The sequence below is a fragment of the Rhizobium sp. AAP43 genome (genome assembly GCF_001296045.1).
GTDB lineage: Bacteria > Pseudomonadota > Alphaproteobacteria > Rhizobiales > Rhizobiaceae > Allorhizobium.
Genome location: NZ_LJHS01000037.1, coordinates 59,815 through 75,099 on the forward strand (window position 1 = coordinate 59,815; position 15,285 = coordinate 75,099).

Below are 15,285 nucleotides of genomic sequence, written 5' to 3' on the forward strand. Positions count from 1 at the left end.
TTATGCCCCCTTGCCGGCTGTCTTGCCGGCTGGCTTGCCGGTCTTGCCGCCGGATTTCTGCTTCGACACGGATTTTGACGCTTCACGCTTCAGGATCTGGCTGCTGGCCGCCGATTCGGCCCTGCCCGGCTGGTCTTCGCCCACCCGGCCACGGGCCAGGATGAAGCGGGCAAAGGCAACCGTGGCGAGGAAGCCGACCAGGCCCAGCGAAATGGCGATATCGATATAGAGCGTATAGCCGGTCTTCAGCGCGATCACGGCGATGAAGCCGATGACGATGCCGACCAGCATGTCGAGGGCAACCACGCGATCGGGCAGCGTCGGGCCGACCACGGCGCGCCAGACGGTGAGCAGCATGGCCACCACAAGGATGAGGATGGCGAAGTTGCTTGCGAAATCAATGATCCGATCCGGTGTCATCTTGCGAAGGCCTCCATGATCTTCTTCTCGAAACCTTCGGCAATATCGCGCCGCGCGCCTTCGACATCACCGCAATCAATGCCGTGCACATAAAGCGTCGAGCGATCTTCGGAGACATCGACCGACAGGGTTCCCGGCGTGAGCGTGATGAGATTGGCGAGAAGCGCGATTTCGAAATCGGTCTTCACCTGCAGCGGATAGGCAAAGATGCCGGGCTTGATCTCGAGATTGGGCCGGAGCACGAGGAGTGCGACCTTCCAGGCGGATTTGGCCAGCTCGACGAGGAAGAGCAGGATCAAGGACAGGATACGGCGCGTGCGGCCGGGGCGGCCTGCCCCTTCGAACTGACTGCGCAGGATGCTGAGTGTCAGGAGCGAGAGCACGAAGCCGAAAAGCAGATTGTGCAGGCTGAAGCCGCCGCTGACCACGGCCCAGATCACCGCCATCAGAACGCTGAGGGCATAAAGGCTCATGGCGCACCTCCCGGAAAGACGGAGCGGATATAGGCCGTCGGATCCGACAGACCGGCCGCCGCCTGCTGGGTGGCGGCAATCAGGCTTTCGGGAAAGAGGCCGAACCAGATGACGAAGGCGGATAGGAGCAGGATGGGCGCCATGCGCCAGCTGGTCTGAGAGGCATCGGTTGGTGGCAGCGTTGCTGCACCCTCACCCGCCGACGGGCGCCAGAAGGCGAAGAGGAACACGCGACCGAAGGCAAGCGTGGTGAGAAAGCCGGAGATCAGCACGCAGGCTGCCAGCCACCAGGCGCCGATATCGATGGCCGCCTTGACCAGCAGCGCCTTCGGCCAGAAGCCGGAAAAGGGCGGCAGGCCGCTTGCGGCGAAGAAGAGGCCGAGCGCCACTGCTGAAAACAGCGGGGCCGCCGTCCAGAGGCCTGCGACCCGATCGAGCCGGAAGCTGCCGCCGATGCGGGCAACCTCGCCGGCGACGAGATAGAGCGCGGTCATCAGAAGGATCGAATGCAGGGCGTAGAAGATCGCCGCTCCCACCGCCATTTCGCCGCCAATGGCGATGCCGACCATCATATTGCCGATGCCGGCAATCACGACGAAGCCGAGCATACGGCGGATGTCATTCTGGGCCAGCGCCCCCATGGCCCCGAGGATCAGGGTGAGGCCGGCGGTGACGGCAATGGCAAAGCTCAGCGTTTCGCGCTCGACCGGCAGCAGCATGACCATGACGCGCAGCAGCGCATAGACGCCGACTTTGGTGAGCAGGCCGGCAAACAGCGCCGACACCACGATGCGGGGCGTGTGATAGGAGGCCGGCAGCCAGAAATTGACCGGGAAGGCTGCCGCCTTCATCGAGAAGGCGAGCACGAACAGCGCCGACAGCGTGACCAGCGGCGCGGTCTCGGCATAGGTTGATGCCTTGCGGGCGATATCGGCCATATTGAGCGTGCCGAAGATGCCATAGAGATAGGCGACCGCGATCAGGAAGAGCGTCGTCGCAATCAGGTTCAGCACCGCATATTTCAGCGCGCCGTCGATCTGCTCGCGCTCCGAGCCGAGGATGAGCAAGCCGAAAGACGAGATCAGCAGGACCTCGAACCAGACATAGAGATTGAAGATATCGCCGGTGAGAAACGCACCGGAGACGCCGGCCATCAGCATCATCAGAAGCGGATAAAACCCATAGCGGCGGCCGCTGCGGTCTATCTCCACATGGGCATAGAGCGTGCAAGCCAGGGCGACGATGGCCGCCGCGAGCGCAAAGAGCGCACCGGTCAAATCCACCGTGATGGCGATGCCGAAGGGTGGCAGCCAGCGGCCCATCATCATCGTGAGCGGCCCATCCGTGCCGACCTTGATGAGCAGAGCCAGATTGTTCAGCACCAGAAGGGCAAGGGCTGATATCGCGACCGGCGGATGCCAGTTCATCCGGTGGCGAATCATCATCAGAATGGCGCCGGCGGCAATGCAGAGCCCGACCGGCATGATGGCCAGCCAATCGGCGGCCGTTGCCGGGGCGGTGACAAGCGCTGCGGTGAAATCGACTGATGTGGTGGCGGGTGCAGCCATCAGGCACGACCTCCCTGGTGTGCGGGTCGGGTGAGCGTGGGGGCGCGGCGGGTGTGGTAACCCCCCTCTGTCACTCCGTGACATCTCCCCCACAAGGGGGGAGAGTGGCCGCTGATCTCGGCATCCGCCACAATCCGCTCTCCCCCCGTGTGGGGGAGATGCCCGGCAGGGCAGAGGGGGGTGGGCCCCGGCAAGAGCTGGCCAGCCCAAGCATCAGGGCAAGACGAAGCAAGGATCATGCTCAGTACCCCATCGGCGGCAGCGGTTCGTCTGCCGGTTCGGCGACGCGCATTTCGTCGCTGTCGTCGGTGCCGAGGTCCTGATAGGCGCGCCAGGTCAGGACCAGCAGGAAGCAGAAGAAGGAAAAGGAGATGACGATGGCCGTGAGGATCAGGGCCTGCGGCAGCGGATTGGCGGCGGTCGAGGCCAGGGTATCGGCACCGGCGGGGATGATCGGCGGGATTTCGGCCGTCAGCCGGCCGCTGGTGAAGATCAGCATGTTGACCGCATTGCCGAGCAGGACCACGCCGAGCAGGATGCGGATCACCTTTTTCGACAGCATGAGATAGATGGCGGCCGCAAAGAAGATGCCGACGACGAGGGCGAAGATCGGTTCCATCAGGCGTCATCCCTTTCTTCGAGCGCGAGCGCGATCGAGGTGAACGAGCCGAGCACGACGAGATAGACCCCGACATCGAAGGAGACGACGGTGGCGAGCGGCACTTCAACGCCGAAGAGCGTCGGATAGACCCAGATACCGGTCATGAAGGGATAACCCAGCGGGGCGGAGATGAAGCCCGACAGCGTGGAGATCAAAAGCCCGCAGCCGGCAATCGACATGGGGTGGACATACAGCGCGCGGCGGACGGCCCGGACCCCGAAGGCGATGCCGTAAATGGCAAAGGCGGAGGCTGCGATCAGCCCGCCGATGAAGCCGCCGCCGGGTTCGTTATGGCCGCGCAACAGCACGAAGATCGAAAAGAGCAGCATCAGGGCCGTGAGAAACGGCGCAAAACTGCGGAAGATCAGGGTGTTCATCGGGCCTTGCCCTTCTTCTTCGACGGCGCGTTGAACGGCGCGGCTTCGCCCAGGGATGCGCCAGCGGGTGACGGCGGCGCGACGCGGATGCGGATCAGCGCCAGGATCGACAGGCCCGTGATCATCACCACGCCGATTTCGCCGAGCGTATCCACGCCGCGGAAATCGACAATGATGACGTTCACGACATTGGCGCCGTGGGCGATGACCTTGGAATATTCCGAGAAGAAGGCGGTGAGCGTCGGATCGAAGGGGCCTGATGTGACAGCGACCAGCATGACCGCAAAGCCGAGGCCGCAGGCGATGGCCAGCACGCCGTCAAGGATGGCGGCGATGGGCGGGCGGTGATCGGCAAGCGTCAGCCGCAGGCGCGTCATGACCAGGGCCAGGATGACGACCGACAGGGTTTCGACCATGAACTGGGTGAAGGAGAGATCCGGCGCGCCATAGAGCAGGAAGAGCACGGCCATGGCGAAACCCTGGATGCCGAGGCAGACGATGGCCGTCAGCCGGTCGCGGGCAGTCAGGACCGCGACGACACCGATGACGGCAATCGTGAGCATGGCCAGTTCGTGCAGCGAGGCATTTTTCGGCCAGGACGGCATGGCCGGCAGTTCGCCATAAACGACGGGCGTGACCAGAAGCACGGCGGCGACAAGGATGAAGGTGGAGGTGATGTAGACTTCCAGCCGGCCGTTCTGGACGAAACGGGTGACGGCGACCGACAGGCGAACGAGGCCGGAGACGGCATGATCGAAGCCGCGATCGGGGCTCAATCCAAGCGCGGTGACGAAACGATCAATGGTCGCGCGCAGCCGGTCGAGGCCGAGATAGAGAACGGTGCCGAGGATGACCGTCAGCACCGACAAGGCGAGCGCCGCGCCGAGATGCGGGATGAGGCTGATTGTGACGACTTGCGGCTCGCCATGCACGACGCTTGCCATGGGGGACGAGATGAAGCGATGGCCGACGGACGAGAACAGTGCTGCGGCGAGCGACAGGACGGCGAGCGTCAAGGGGCCGAGCCAGAGAAGCACCGGGCCCTCATGGGCGTGTTTCGGCGTCTTTGCCTGCGCCCCGATGAAGGGCTTCAGACCCACGGCAAAGGCGATGACGAACATCAACGCATTGCCGATGACGGCAATGCTGCTGAAGAGGATGGCGCGGGGGCTTGAACCGGCAAGCGCTGCATAGATCTCTTCCTTGGCAAGGAAGCCGAAGAGCGGCGGCAGGCCAGCCATGGAAATGCCGGCCAACAGGGCTGCGGCAAAGGTGATCGGCATCAGCTTTCTGAGACCGCCGAGCCGGGTTACGTCGCGGGTGCCGGTTTCATGATCGATGGCACCGGCGACCATGAAGAGCGCGCCCTTGAACAGCGAATGGGCAACGAGATAGAGGACCGCCGCCTCGACCGCGTAGGGCGTATCGAAGCCGGTCAGCATGACGAGGAGGCCAAGCGAGGCGACCGTGGTATAGGCAAGCATCAGCTTCAGATCTGTCTGGCGGACCGCCATGACCGCGCCGACAAGCAGCGTCAAACCGCCGAAGAAGGGCAGCAGGATTTCCCAGGCGGGTGTCGCGCCCATCACCGGATTGAGCCGCATCAGCAGATAGACGCCGGCTTTGACCATGGTGGCGGAATGCAGATAGGCGGAGACGGGCGTTGGCGCTTCCATGGCGTTGGGCAGCCAGAAATGGAAGGGGAACTGGGCCGACTTGGTGAAGGCGCCGCCGAGCACGAGGAAGAGCGCTGCCAGATAAAACGGGCTTTCGCGCAGGGTATCGCCGGTGAGGAGCAGCAGCGACAGCTGGCTGACGCCGGTGATGTTCCACAGGAAGAAGATGCCGGCAAGCAGGATCAGACCGCCGCCGCCGGTGACCACCAGCGCCTGCAGGGCGGCACGACGCGCGGCTTCGCGACTGTGGTCAAACCCGATCAAGAGGAAGGAGGTGATCGAGGTGAGCTCCCAGAAGACGAAGAGCATCAACAGGCCATCGGAGACGACGACGCCGAGCATGGCACCCATGAAGAGCAGGATATAGGCGATGAAACGCCCCTGCTCAGGATGGCCCTTCATGTAACCGCCGGCATAAAGCACGATCAGCGTGCCGATGCCGGTGATCAACAGCGCGAAGGTGAGCGACAGGCCATCGAGCAGCCAGGAGAAGGAGAGATTGAGGCTTGGCACCCAGGCATAACCGCCGGTGACGCGGCCGCCAGCCGCAATCTCGGGCAAGAGACCGGCGAAATGGAGGAAGGCGAGCAAGGGGGCGAGCGCCAGAAGCCAGGCGGCATTGGCGCCCATGCGACGGGTCAACCAGGGTGCAAGCAGGGCTGCAGCAAAGGGCAGCACCATGGCGACCCAGGTCAGATCGCTCGCTAATACAGGCATTCAACCTCCCCGTCGGATCATGCGATCGGTGGTGATACTCGATGGTGACACAAGGTGGGTCGGTGTTAGGACATGGGATGCGTCGCCTCAAGCAAAAACGAACAAAAAGCAGTTCACGGACGCGTCAGGCCGAGGTTTGCCGTGTTTTCCCCATGTATATCAGGAATGGGTGAAGCGACTGGACCGGCGCCCAAGCCGAAGGCTTTCCCGCGCAATTGCAGGAGCGCCGGTGGCGCCCTATCTATAGTGCAAGACCGGCCGGGCAATGCTTGGCCTGACAGAGCATTTCCGGCGAACACAGGCACACCGGAATGCTCTGTCGTTCTGATTTTGCCGCATTGTCCGACGCCGAAGCGAACCCGCTCCGGCTGGAAATGCTCCAAGCGCTTGAGGAGAAACCCATGACTTTGACCCGATCCGCCACCGCGCAGACGCCGAAACTGGTGAAGACAGACGAGGAATGGCGCGAGCAACTGACGCCGGAGCAATACCGGATCTTGCGCGAGCACGGCACCGAGCGCGCCTTTACCGGCCCCTACTGGGACAACTTCGACAAGGGCCTCTACAGCTGTGCGGCCTGTGACGAACCGCTCTTCGTTTCCGACACCAAGTTCGACGCCGGCTGCGGCTGGCCGAGCTATTTCGAGCCGGTGAAGCCCGACGCCGTGACCGAGCATACCGACCGCGCCTTTGGCATGGTGCGCACCGAAATCCGCTGCGCCAATTGCGGCGGGCATCTGGGCCACGTCTTCCCCGACGGCCCGAAGCCGACCGGCTTGCGCTACTGCATCAACGGGCATTCGATGGTGTTTACGCCGATCGAGTGAGGGGGTGACTTCCGGCAGGGAGGCCCTCAAGCGGGTCGGAACTCCGCCAGAGCCTGTGGCGCCACCCGGCGCCACATAACAGCCAGCAGCAGGACAGACATGACGGCCCCGATGGCAAAGGGTGCGGCAAGCGCCAGCGGGCGCGGCATCAGCGTTTCGGCCACGGAGACCGAGAGGCCGGAAATGAGCACACCGAGCGGCAGCGTGCCGAGGCCGAAGAAACGGTAGACGCTGCTGACGCGGCCGAGCAAATGCGGCGGCACAACGCGCTGGCGCAGCGACAGCGTTATGATGTTCCAGACCATGGCGGCGACGCTTGCCACGAAGAGGATGATCCACACCAAGATTGCATAAGGACAAAGCAGCGTCACAAGCGCGAAGAGGCCGCAGGTGACAATGCCGAGCCTCAAGGCGACCGAGGCCCCAAGGCGGGCGATGATGGCCTCGCCGAACACACCGCCGACAAGACCGCCGGCGGCAAGGCTGGTCAAAAGCAGACCATATTGAGCGGCATTCAGCCCCATGACCTCCTGGGCATAAAGAACGAGGGCGATCATCATCATGCTCTCAACCGCATTGTAGATGCCAAGGCTGAATGCGAGATCGCGCAGCAACGGCCGGGCAAAGAGAAAGGCCGCACCTTCGCCGATCTCGCTCACCCAGTGGCGCTTCACGGCACGCTCGGTCCGGTAGCGACCGGGGATCGACAGAACGAGCAGGCCGGCAAACGCAAAGGCGATGCCATAAAGGCCGAAGGCAAAGGGCAGTGCCAGCCCGATCAGCACCCCGGCCAGCGGCGGGCCGATCATCATGTTCATCACGATTTCAACACTGCCCAGGCGGCCATTGGCCCCTTCCAGCCGTTCCTGCGGCACAATCGCCGGCAAAAGCGTGACGGCGGAATTGTCGCGCAACACCTCGCAGAACCCGACAATAAGGGCCGAGAGAAGCATCAATCCATAAAGCAGATCCAGCGGAAAACCTTCCTCAGGCGCGACCGGCAGGAGGCCCGGGATCAGCATGGCGGCGGCAAAGCCCATGAGGGCAAAAAAGCGGGCGAAATCCATTGCGGCCACGATGCGGCGACGATCAAACCGATCGGCGATGACGCCGGAGGGCAGCGCGAAGAGGAACCAGGGCAGTTTCTGTGCCACGCCAACCAGCGCGATCGCCAGCGGATCGCGCGTGATCAGCGAGGCGAGCCAGGGCCAGGCGACAACACCGATGCCATCGGCGAGATTGGCAAAGCCGCTCGACAAAATCAGGCGATGAAAGCGAAGCCCGAGCTTCGGCTTTGGCGTCACATGCTGACTCAAGGGAGATGTCTCCGGTGGGAGCGTGAAGAGAGCATTGCCAAGCGCATGATAACAAGCCCTGTGAATTCAGGGGTGTTCATCGGGCGAAGCCCGGCATAGCGTCGAGCGCAGGCGCCTGCTTCACGGCCGCCTGAGGGCGGGCGCCTTGGGGCCACGTTCTACCCGATGGGGAAGAAGAGCAGGCTCACGGCTCCCCCTCATCCTGAGGTGCGCGACGCAGTCGAGCCTTGAAGGACGAGGCCACGACATTTTCCACCCGCCCTCACCCTTCGAGGGGAGCTTGCGCTCCCACCTCAGGATGAGGGCTGATCTGTGGACGCAGCGCCAGCGGTCATCTCAACAGCCCGGCACAAGCCGCTGATTTCACTTGCCTTCTGCGAGCGCCTTCAAGCATTGCTCGAATCCGGTCAGATCGGTCCAGAGACGATCGGGCGCTGCATCATGGACGGCCACGGGGCCGCCGCGGCGGGTGACGCCGCCATGCAGCATCAGGTTTTCGATCATCTCGAAGTCTTCAAGCATGGTGCCATCGGGCGCGCGTTTGCGGCCGTCGTCGGCGATGTGGACCTTGCCGTTGTAGAAGCCGACGCTGCGGTCATAATGGCTGGCGGCGACATTGGTGTAGCAGGCGACGCGCTTGCCGGCGCCGCACATATAGCCAAGTTCGAAGACCGTGCCCGGATCGGCGGCGATGCCGCGAAAGGGGGTGAGATTGGCAATCACACCATCGGCGGCATTCATGAAGCCCTCGTCGACCTCGGAGATGTTGAGGCCGAACTGGTGTTTGGTCGGGGCCGGCGGAATGACGAGATCGCCGGGGCAGATGGGCTCGAAGCCATAGGTTCGTGTCAGCGCCGCCTTGGCATCGAGAATGGCGCGGGCATCGGGAAGGAAGACTTCGGGGCCGGCGAGATAGAGTTTGAGCGGTGTGGCGCTGGAAGACATGCGGGGGAGGATCCTGACCATTGGGAGACGGTGATGAGGAGCAGTGGTGGACGGGCGATGCAAGCCGTGGCGGCAGTGGAGCGCGCGATGTACACAGGGTTTCGGTGGGGGATGGGGGATGAGAGGGCGGGATGCGGGATGAATGCAGCCCCCCCTTTGGGCGACGGTCAGACCTTGAAAAAATACCCTGAAAGGGTAATATTAGCCATGGAGAAGCGTGTCGCCCATCATGACCTAGCTGCCGTCATCGTGCTGGTGCGAGCGCGAAAGGCGGCCGCCTTTACCAAAACCGCCTTGGATGGCGGACGTGAGATGGGGCTAACCTTGGCAGAGATGATCGACGCCGTCTGCGCCTTGACGCCGCGACATTTCTTCAAGTCGATGACGACATATGCGGACAACAGGGTTTGGCAGGATGTTTATCACGCCGACACGCCTGCTGGAAAAGCCTATGTGAAAGTGACGATGCGGACCGACGGTGCCCCCGTGATCCAATTCAAGGAGTTATGAATATGGGCCTGGAATGCATCAGCTGCGGTTCTGCGCAAGGAATGACCCGCTTTGAGAACGAGCGCCATGGGGTGACGTTCAGAGACCTGAGAACAGAGGTCGACGGTCTTTCGGGCGTGCGGTGTGCCGATTGCGGCGAGATCGAGTTCGATGCGGAAAGTGCTGCACGTTATGCCGAAGCGGGCGATGCGCTGGTTCTTCAAGCACGGCGCGCCGTGGGCGAAGAATTGCGCCGCATTCGCAAGAAACTTGGCCTGAACCAGGCACAGGCGTCAGCCCTGACAGGCGGCGGACACAATGCGTTTTCGCGCTATGAGACGGGCAAGGTCATACCGGCACCGGCTGTGGTCAACCTGTTTCGCATGCTGGACCGGCACCCGGAGGAAGTGGGCGTGTTGAAGCGCGCCTGAGGCTTCTTGCCCGTCTCGTCCGGGGAGAACCCTTTGGTCCCTATCGCCATCCCCCGCCCTCTCCGCTACACCTCTCACCATGTCGACTCAGCCCCTCACCGATCCGCTCTTTTCCCGGCCCGTCGTGGAAACCCCGCTGTCCGTGCTGAAGCGCGTCTATGGTTATTCCGCCTTTCGCGGCAAGCAGCAGGCGGTGGTGGATCATGTCGTGTCAGGCGGCGATGCCGTGGTGCTGTTTCCGACCGGGGCCGGCAAGTCCTTGTGTTTCCAGGTGCCGGCGCTGTGTCGCAAGGGTGTCGGCGTGATCGTCTCGCCGCTGATTGCGCTGATGCGCGATCAGGTGCAGGCGTTGAAGGGTTTGGGTATTCGCGCGGCGGCGCTGAATTCGACCCTGTCCCGCGAGGACTATGTCGAGATCCGGCGGGCGCTCTCGCGCGGCGAGCTTGACTTTCTCTATGTGACGCCGGAGCGCACGGCGACGCCGGGTTTCGTCGAGATGATGCAAGGGGTGGAGATCGCGCTCTTTGCCATTGATGAGGCGCATTGCGTGTCGCAATGGGGGCATGACTTCCGGCCTGAGTATCGCGAGCTGGGCAAGCTGACCTCGCTCTTTCCCGGCGTGCCGCGCATGGCGCTGACGGCGACGGCCGATCCGCATACGCGGGACGACATCATCGAGCGGCTGGGGCTTCACGATGCAGAGGTTTTCACCACCTCCTTCGACCGGCCGAACATTGCCTATGAGATTGTCGAGCGCGACCAGCCGCGCCAGCAGCTTTTGCGGTTTCTTTCGCGCCACAAGGGATCGAGCGGCATTGTCTATTGCCTCTCCCGCGCCAAGGTGGAGGAAACCGCCGAGTGGCTGGAAACGCAAGGCATCCGGGCGCTTCCCTATCACGCCGGCATGGACCGGGCCGTGCGCGACGCCAATCAGGATGCGTTTCTGAAAGAGGAAGAGCTTTGCCTTGTGGCGACGGTTGCCTTCGGCATGGGCATCGACAAGCCCAATGTGCGCTATGTCGCGCATCTCGATCTGCCGGGCTCCGTCGAGGCCTATTACCAGGAGACGGGGCGTGCGGGTCGTGACGGCCTGCCGTCGGATGTCTGGATGGCTTATGGCATGGCCGATGTCATCCAGCGCGGGCGGATGATCGATGAGGGCGGCGCTTCCGACGAGATCAAGCGGGTGGAGCGGGCCAAGCTCAATGCGCTTCTCGCCATCTGCGAGACGCCCGGCTGCCGGCGGCAGGCCATCCTCAAGCATTTCGGCGAAAGCCACGCCGGCCAATGCGGCAATTGCGACACCTGCCTCAAGCCCGTCGAAACCTGGGACGGGCTGGATGCCGCGATCAAGGCGCTGGCCGCGATCTATCGCACAGGCGAGCGCTTCGGCACCGGGCATCTGATCGATGTTCTGCTGGGCAATGAAAACGACAAGACAACGCGGTTCGGACACACCGACATGCCGATCTTCGGGGCGGGCAAGGATGTGCCTTCGAAGACCTGGCAATCGGTGTTTCGCCAGCTGCTGGCCGCAGGCTACGTGCGGGTTGACCACACCGCCTTTGGCGCGCTGAAACTGGAAGAAACGGCGCGGGCCGTGTTCAAGCGCGAGGTTGACGTGCGCTTCCGCAAGGACCGCCCGACGACGGGCAAGGCCGCTCGCGGGGCCTCATCCTCGCGCACGGCGCAGGCGAAGGCCGGGCTTGATCACGCGGATCAGGAGCTGTTCGAGGCGCTCCGCGCCCGTCGCATGGAGCTTGCCCGCGAACAGGCCGTGCCGCCTTACGTGATCTTCCCCGATACGACGCTGATTGCGCTGGCCACGGAGAGACCGATGGACGAGGACGAGATGCTCGGCATTTCCGGCATCGGCCAATCGAAGCTGGAGCGCTATGGGGATGCGTTTCTTGAGGTGATCCTGGCCTATTCGCGGTGAGCGGCAGAGGTCTGCTCCGAAGCGCCGCATCCTGAGCCCGCGCAGTCGGGCCTCGAAGGATCGGGGCCCCGGCATATCCAATCCGCGAGACCGCCACCCGCCCTCGTCCTTCGAGGGTCGCTTACGCTCCCGCCTCAGGATGAGGGCTGATCGTTGTGGCTCTCGCCTCAGGATAAGGGCCGTTGTGGCTCCCACCTCAGGGTGAGGGCTGAGCGTTGGCGCTCCCACCTCAAGGATGAGGGCTGGCCGTTGCGGCACTCACGGTTCCCCTCATCCTGAGGCGCGCTCGCGCAAGCGAGGGCCTCGAAGGACCGAGGCCTCCGGTTACGCCCACAACGGCGGATGCAAGCCACCAGCCCTCGTCCTTCGAGGGTCGCTTGCGCTCCCGCCTCAGGGTCAGGGCTGGTGGGTCAGCGCGACCTCCCCCTCAAAAAGGGAGCCGGAGGTGTCTACCAGCCGATATCCGTATGGACGAAGTCATCGCCCTTGTAGGCTATTTTCGCACCGCAGGCTGAGGCGCACGCGTAAGTGAAACAATCGCCGAGGTTCAGGCGTGCCGCGTGATTGACGATTTTTCCGAAATGTTGGGCCGCGTCCAAGGCTCTGGCACCGATCTCCGCCGAGACAGGAAGCTCGCGGGCTTCGAGATCGGTAGTGAACTGCTCGACCAGATCACGCGCCGTGGTGACCATGGCTGATGTCCCTGGCGTGTCCGGGCCGGCCAGTCTGCGCGCAATGGAGAGTGTGGCCTCCAGCCGCATCACCGGCGACACGTAAAATGGGCCGCCGTGTTGTTCCAATCGCTGCATCAGGTCAAGAGAGTCATCTTCCCGCGTGATGATTGCGACGGCGACCGAGGCATCGATGAAGAGCATCAGTCGGCCTCGCCCCACATCTCATCGGTTTCCTTTTTGTGGTCGCCGGGATGGAAGGGGCCTGCGGCCTCGGCCATGGCCAGCGTTCTGGCCAAGCGTTCGTGCATGGGCAACTTCGCCCTGCGGGTGGCAATCGCGTCTTTCAGCGCATCCCTCACGGCATCGACCTTGCTCGTCCCTGTCAGGCCGATCAACTCGTTGGTGAGCCTGTCCACCTCGGGATCCTTGATGTAGAGTGGCATGGCAGCATATCCTTTTGCTGGCGCGATAATATGCTCGTTTCCATCGTATGGCCAGTGCGCCGTTTCGCGCTGGCAACACGCCAAGTCTCAGGGCCTTTTTATCGTCGTCCTGTTCGGACAGTTGCGCATGACGTCTGGCCCCCTCATCCGGCGCTGCGCGCCACCTTCTCCCCGCTGGGGAGAAGAGACATCCGCCGCCGCCACTCACTCGGGCTCTCGCCCGTCACGCGCAGGAATTCGCGGTTGAAATTCGACTTGGTCATGAAGCCGGCTTCGAAAGTGATGCGGGTGATGGGCATGTCGGTTTGGCGCAGCAGCCGGCAGGCTTCGGTGATGCGGTGGGTGTTGACGTAGTGTGAGACGCTCATGCCATGGGCGCGGTTGACGGCTTCGGACACGGCGCGAGCGGGCACACCGAGGCGGCGGGCGAGACGGGTGAGGTTGAGGTCGGTATCGGCCCAGAGGCGTTTTTCCAGCATCAGGCGATCGAGAGAGGCGGCGAGCTGGCGGTCGTCTTCGCTGGCTTCACGGGTAGATGGCGACTGGGGCGCGGCTTCCGTCTCCGGCCCCTCCTGCGGGTGAGCCGCGCCTTGCCTTTCTTCGCCCAGCACATCGCCGCCCGCCTCTTCCGTGCCGGCGCTGACGGCGCCGATGCCCAGCAGAAGGAGGATCAGCGTGGTTGCGGCGGAGACGACGGCGGGGGAGTAGCGGCCGCCGGACCAGAGCATGTCGAGGCTGATGGCGACATCGGTCAGCGCCGAGGCAATGAGGGCGATGCCGGTCAGTTGCAGAGCGCGAAACGAGCGCAAGGCGCCGTCAAGGCGGGAGGCGACGAGGCCATCCGGCCCGTGGCGCGAGAGCCAGAGCAAGGCTGCGCCATAAGCGAGAAAGGTGGCGATCAGCATCAGATCGACCGGGATGCGCAAGGCCGGCGGGATGCCGAGATGCGCCGGCAGACGCCCCAACGCCAGGATCAGCGCGATGGCGAGTGTTGGCAGGAGATGCGGCCAGTCGCTCACAGTCAGGCCCTGCCTTTCACGGGCGAGATCGCGGAAGGCGAGATAGGAAAGTGCAGGCATCAGGCTTGCCAGGATCGGCAGGACGGCAAGCACCTGGGTCAGGCCATAGCCCCAGCGCAGGCCGACCAGCAGGCTTTGCGCGATGTACATGGCAATCAGGATGAGGAAGAGGCCATGCGCGCCCCAGCTGTCGCGACCTTCGCGAAGGAGGCGGACCAGGAAGATGCCGAGAAAGAGGGCAACGAGGAAGGAGAGCGGGACGAAGAGCATGGGGATTTCACGAATGGTGGGATCAGCTTTTCCCGATCATGACCGGAAGCGCGATCCCGGTCGACCTCAAACATGATCGAGGTCGCGAGGACCGGCAAACGGGCGGCAGATGGGGGCATTGCAACGGCCGAGGCGATACGCAAGGCCCAACCGCGAAGGAACCCACCCCATGCGCAAGAGAACCATTGTCCTTTCCATCCTCGGCGGCCTTGTCGGGCTGATCGTGCTCGACGGCAGCGTGCAGCTGATCCAGGCCAGCGATGCGATTTCAGGCCCTGTTGACCTCTCCGGTGTGACCCGGCTTGAAGTGCGGGGCGCGGCAAGCGACATTTCCATCTCGACCCGCAGCGAGGGAAAGCCGCAAGCCGTGCTTTCCGGCACGCGGCGCGGCTGGGGCGCGATCTGGCATTCCGGCTGGTTTTCCAGACCCTGCACCGAGCAGGCCCGCATGGCGCGCAATGGCACCACGCTCACCGTCGACATGGGCGAGCGCGGCGGCTTTTTCGGCTGGAATGACTGGGACGATTGCACGCTTACCCTGGTGGCGAAGCTTGCGCCCGAGGCCGAGGTGTTGATCGACCAAAAGGCGGCGCGGATGCAGCTCGACGGGGATTTTGCCACGGTAGATGTCAACAGCGATGCCGGCGATTTCGCGCTTGCCGGCCATGCGACCTCCGTCAGCGTTTCCGGGGCAGCACTCCGGGCCCGGCTGACCTTCGAGCGGGTGATGCAAACCGAGGCAATCAAGGTCTCCGGCACCATGCTCGACGCCTCGATCAATTTCCTCGTGCCGACACCGATTTCGTATGGCGTGGAAGCGGTCGCCTCCTTTGTCGACAGCGCGCTGGCCAACACGCCGGGGGCCAAGCCTTCGATCACCATCCGGGGCGAGATGGTGCATGCGACGATCCGGTGATTGGGCGTGGGGTGTCCGAAGTGCGTTTGGATGCTGCTTAATTTGATCACGCGCTTACCTGCTTCGCTCCCCCTCATCCGGCGCTTGCGCGCCACCTTCTCCCCGCTGGGGAGAAGAGGAGGTC

Annotated in this window: 16 protein-coding genes; 5 read left to right on the top strand and 11 right to left on the bottom strand. The window is 63.6% G+C overall.

The features are described 5' to 3' along the window. The 6 genes from IP76_RS17910 to IP76_RS17935 all read right to left on the bottom strand — a co-directional run bounded on the left by IP76_RS17910 (nucleotide 1) and on the right by IP76_RS17935 (nucleotide 5,892). On the bottom strand, nucleotides 1-420 hold the full coding sequence (locus IP76_RS17910; protein WP_054159597.1) for a cation:proton antiporter: 420 nt from the start codon (nucleotides 418-420) through the stop codon (nucleotides 1-3). Continuing rightward, the gene (locus IP76_RS17915) at nucleotides 417-893 is read right to left on the bottom strand and encodes a Na+/H+ antiporter subunit E (protein WP_054159598.1); all 477 of its coding nucleotides are present in this window, start codon (nucleotides 891-893) and stop codon (nucleotides 417-419) included. Before IP76_RS17915 ends, IP76_RS17910 begins: the two co-directional genes overlap by 4 nt. Next, nucleotides 890-2,461: a Na+/H+ antiporter subunit D gene (locus IP76_RS17920; protein ID WP_054159599.1), complete on the bottom strand. Its 1,572-nt coding sequence runs from the start codon at nucleotides 2,459-2,461 to the stop codon at nucleotides 890-892. The genes IP76_RS17915 and IP76_RS17920 overlap by 4 nt, the downstream gene beginning before the upstream one ends. 241 nt (nucleotides 2,462-2,702) lie before the next feature. Next, nucleotides 2,703-3,080, bottom strand: a complete 378-nt coding sequence (locus tag IP76_RS17925; protein ID WP_054159600.1) for a Na+/H+ antiporter subunit C — start codon at nucleotides 3,078-3,080, stop codon at nucleotides 2,703-2,705. Further along, on the bottom strand, nucleotides 3,080-3,499 hold the full coding sequence (locus IP76_RS17930; RefSeq protein ID WP_054159601.1) for a Na+/H+ antiporter subunit B: 420 nt from the start codon (nucleotides 3,497-3,499) through the stop codon (nucleotides 3,080-3,082). Before IP76_RS17930 ends, IP76_RS17925 begins: the two co-directional genes overlap by 1 nt. Continuing rightward, entirely contained in the window at nucleotides 3,496-5,892 is a 2,397-nt protein-coding gene (locus IP76_RS17935; protein ID WP_054159602.1) for a putative monovalent cation/H+ antiporter subunit A, read from the bottom strand. Before IP76_RS17935 ends, IP76_RS17930 begins: the two co-directional genes overlap by 4 nt. Nucleotides 5,893-6,293: 401 nt before the next feature. On the opposite strand from IP76_RS17935, the gene msrB reads away from it, so the two are divergent. Continuing rightward, on the top strand, nucleotides 6,294-6,719 hold the full coding sequence (msrB, locus tag IP76_RS17940; protein WP_054159622.1) for a peptide-methionine (R)-S-oxide reductase MsrB: 426 nt from the start codon (nucleotides 6,294-6,296) through the stop codon (nucleotides 6,717-6,719). Between the two features lie 26 nt (nucleotides 6,720-6,745). On the opposite strand, the gene IP76_RS17945 is transcribed toward msrB, so the two are convergent. Together IP76_RS17945 and IP76_RS17950 are read right to left on the bottom strand one after the other, a co-directional pair. Next, nucleotides 6,746-8,035 (bottom strand): MFS transporter, encoded by a 1,290-nt coding sequence (locus IP76_RS17945; protein WP_054159603.1) that lies wholly within the window; start codon nucleotides 8,033-8,035, stop codon nucleotides 6,746-6,748. Nucleotides 8,036-8,398: 363 nt separating this feature from the next. Next, nucleotides 8,399-8,980 (bottom strand): nucleoside 2-deoxyribosyltransferase, encoded by a 582-nt coding sequence (locus IP76_RS17950; RefSeq protein ID WP_054159604.1) that lies wholly within the window; start codon nucleotides 8,978-8,980, stop codon nucleotides 8,399-8,401. A 207-nt stretch (nucleotides 8,981-9,187) separates the two neighbouring features. On the opposite strand from IP76_RS17950, the gene IP76_RS17955 reads away from it, so the two are divergent. The 3 genes from IP76_RS17955 to recQ all read left to right on the top strand — a co-directional run bounded on the left by IP76_RS17955 (nucleotide 9,188) and on the right by recQ (nucleotide 11,839). Then, complete coding sequence (locus IP76_RS17955) at nucleotides 9,188-9,490, top strand: type II toxin-antitoxin system MqsR family toxin (RefSeq protein WP_054159623.1); 303 nt, start codon at nucleotides 9,188-9,190, stop codon at nucleotides 9,488-9,490. A gap of 2 nt (nucleotides 9,491-9,492) precedes the next feature. After that, nucleotides 9,493-9,900, top strand: coding sequence for a type II toxin-antitoxin system MqsA family antitoxin (locus tag IP76_RS17960; RefSeq protein WP_054159605.1), 408 nt, complete (start codon nucleotides 9,493-9,495; stop codon nucleotides 9,898-9,900). Nucleotides 9,901-9,979: 79 nt separating this feature from the next. Further along, nucleotides 9,980-11,839 (top strand): DNA helicase RecQ, encoded by a 1,860-nt coding sequence (gene recQ / locus IP76_RS17965; RefSeq protein WP_054159606.1) that lies wholly within the window; start codon nucleotides 9,980-9,982, stop codon nucleotides 11,837-11,839. 449 nt (nucleotides 11,840-12,288) lie between these two features. On the opposite strand, the gene IP76_RS17970 is transcribed toward recQ, so the two are convergent. The 3 genes from IP76_RS17970 to IP76_RS17980 all read right to left on the bottom strand — a co-directional run bounded on the left by IP76_RS17970 (nucleotide 12,289) and on the right by IP76_RS17980 (nucleotide 14,245). Further along, nucleotides 12,289-12,714, bottom strand: a complete 426-nt coding sequence (locus IP76_RS17970) for a type II toxin-antitoxin system VapC family toxin (protein WP_054159607.1) — start codon at nucleotides 12,712-12,714, stop codon at nucleotides 12,289-12,291. Then, entirely contained in the window at nucleotides 12,714-12,956 is a 243-nt protein-coding gene (locus IP76_RS17975; protein ID WP_054159608.1) for a type II toxin-antitoxin system VapB family antitoxin, read from the bottom strand. Before IP76_RS17975 ends, IP76_RS17970 begins: the two co-directional genes overlap by 1 nt. 143 nt (nucleotides 12,957-13,099) lie before the next feature. Further along, nucleotides 13,100-14,245 (bottom strand): helix-turn-helix domain-containing protein, encoded by a 1,146-nt coding sequence (locus tag IP76_RS17980; protein ID WP_054159609.1) that lies wholly within the window; start codon nucleotides 14,243-14,245, stop codon nucleotides 13,100-13,102. 169 nt (nucleotides 14,246-14,414) lie between these two features. Here IP76_RS17980 and IP76_RS17985 point away from each other — a divergent pair, with 169 nt between their 5' ends. After that, on the top strand, nucleotides 14,415-15,161 hold the full coding sequence (locus IP76_RS17985) for a hypothetical protein (RefSeq protein WP_054159610.1): 747 nt from the start codon (nucleotides 14,415-14,417) through the stop codon (nucleotides 15,159-15,161). Nucleotides 15,162-15,285: the final 124 nt, after the last annotated feature.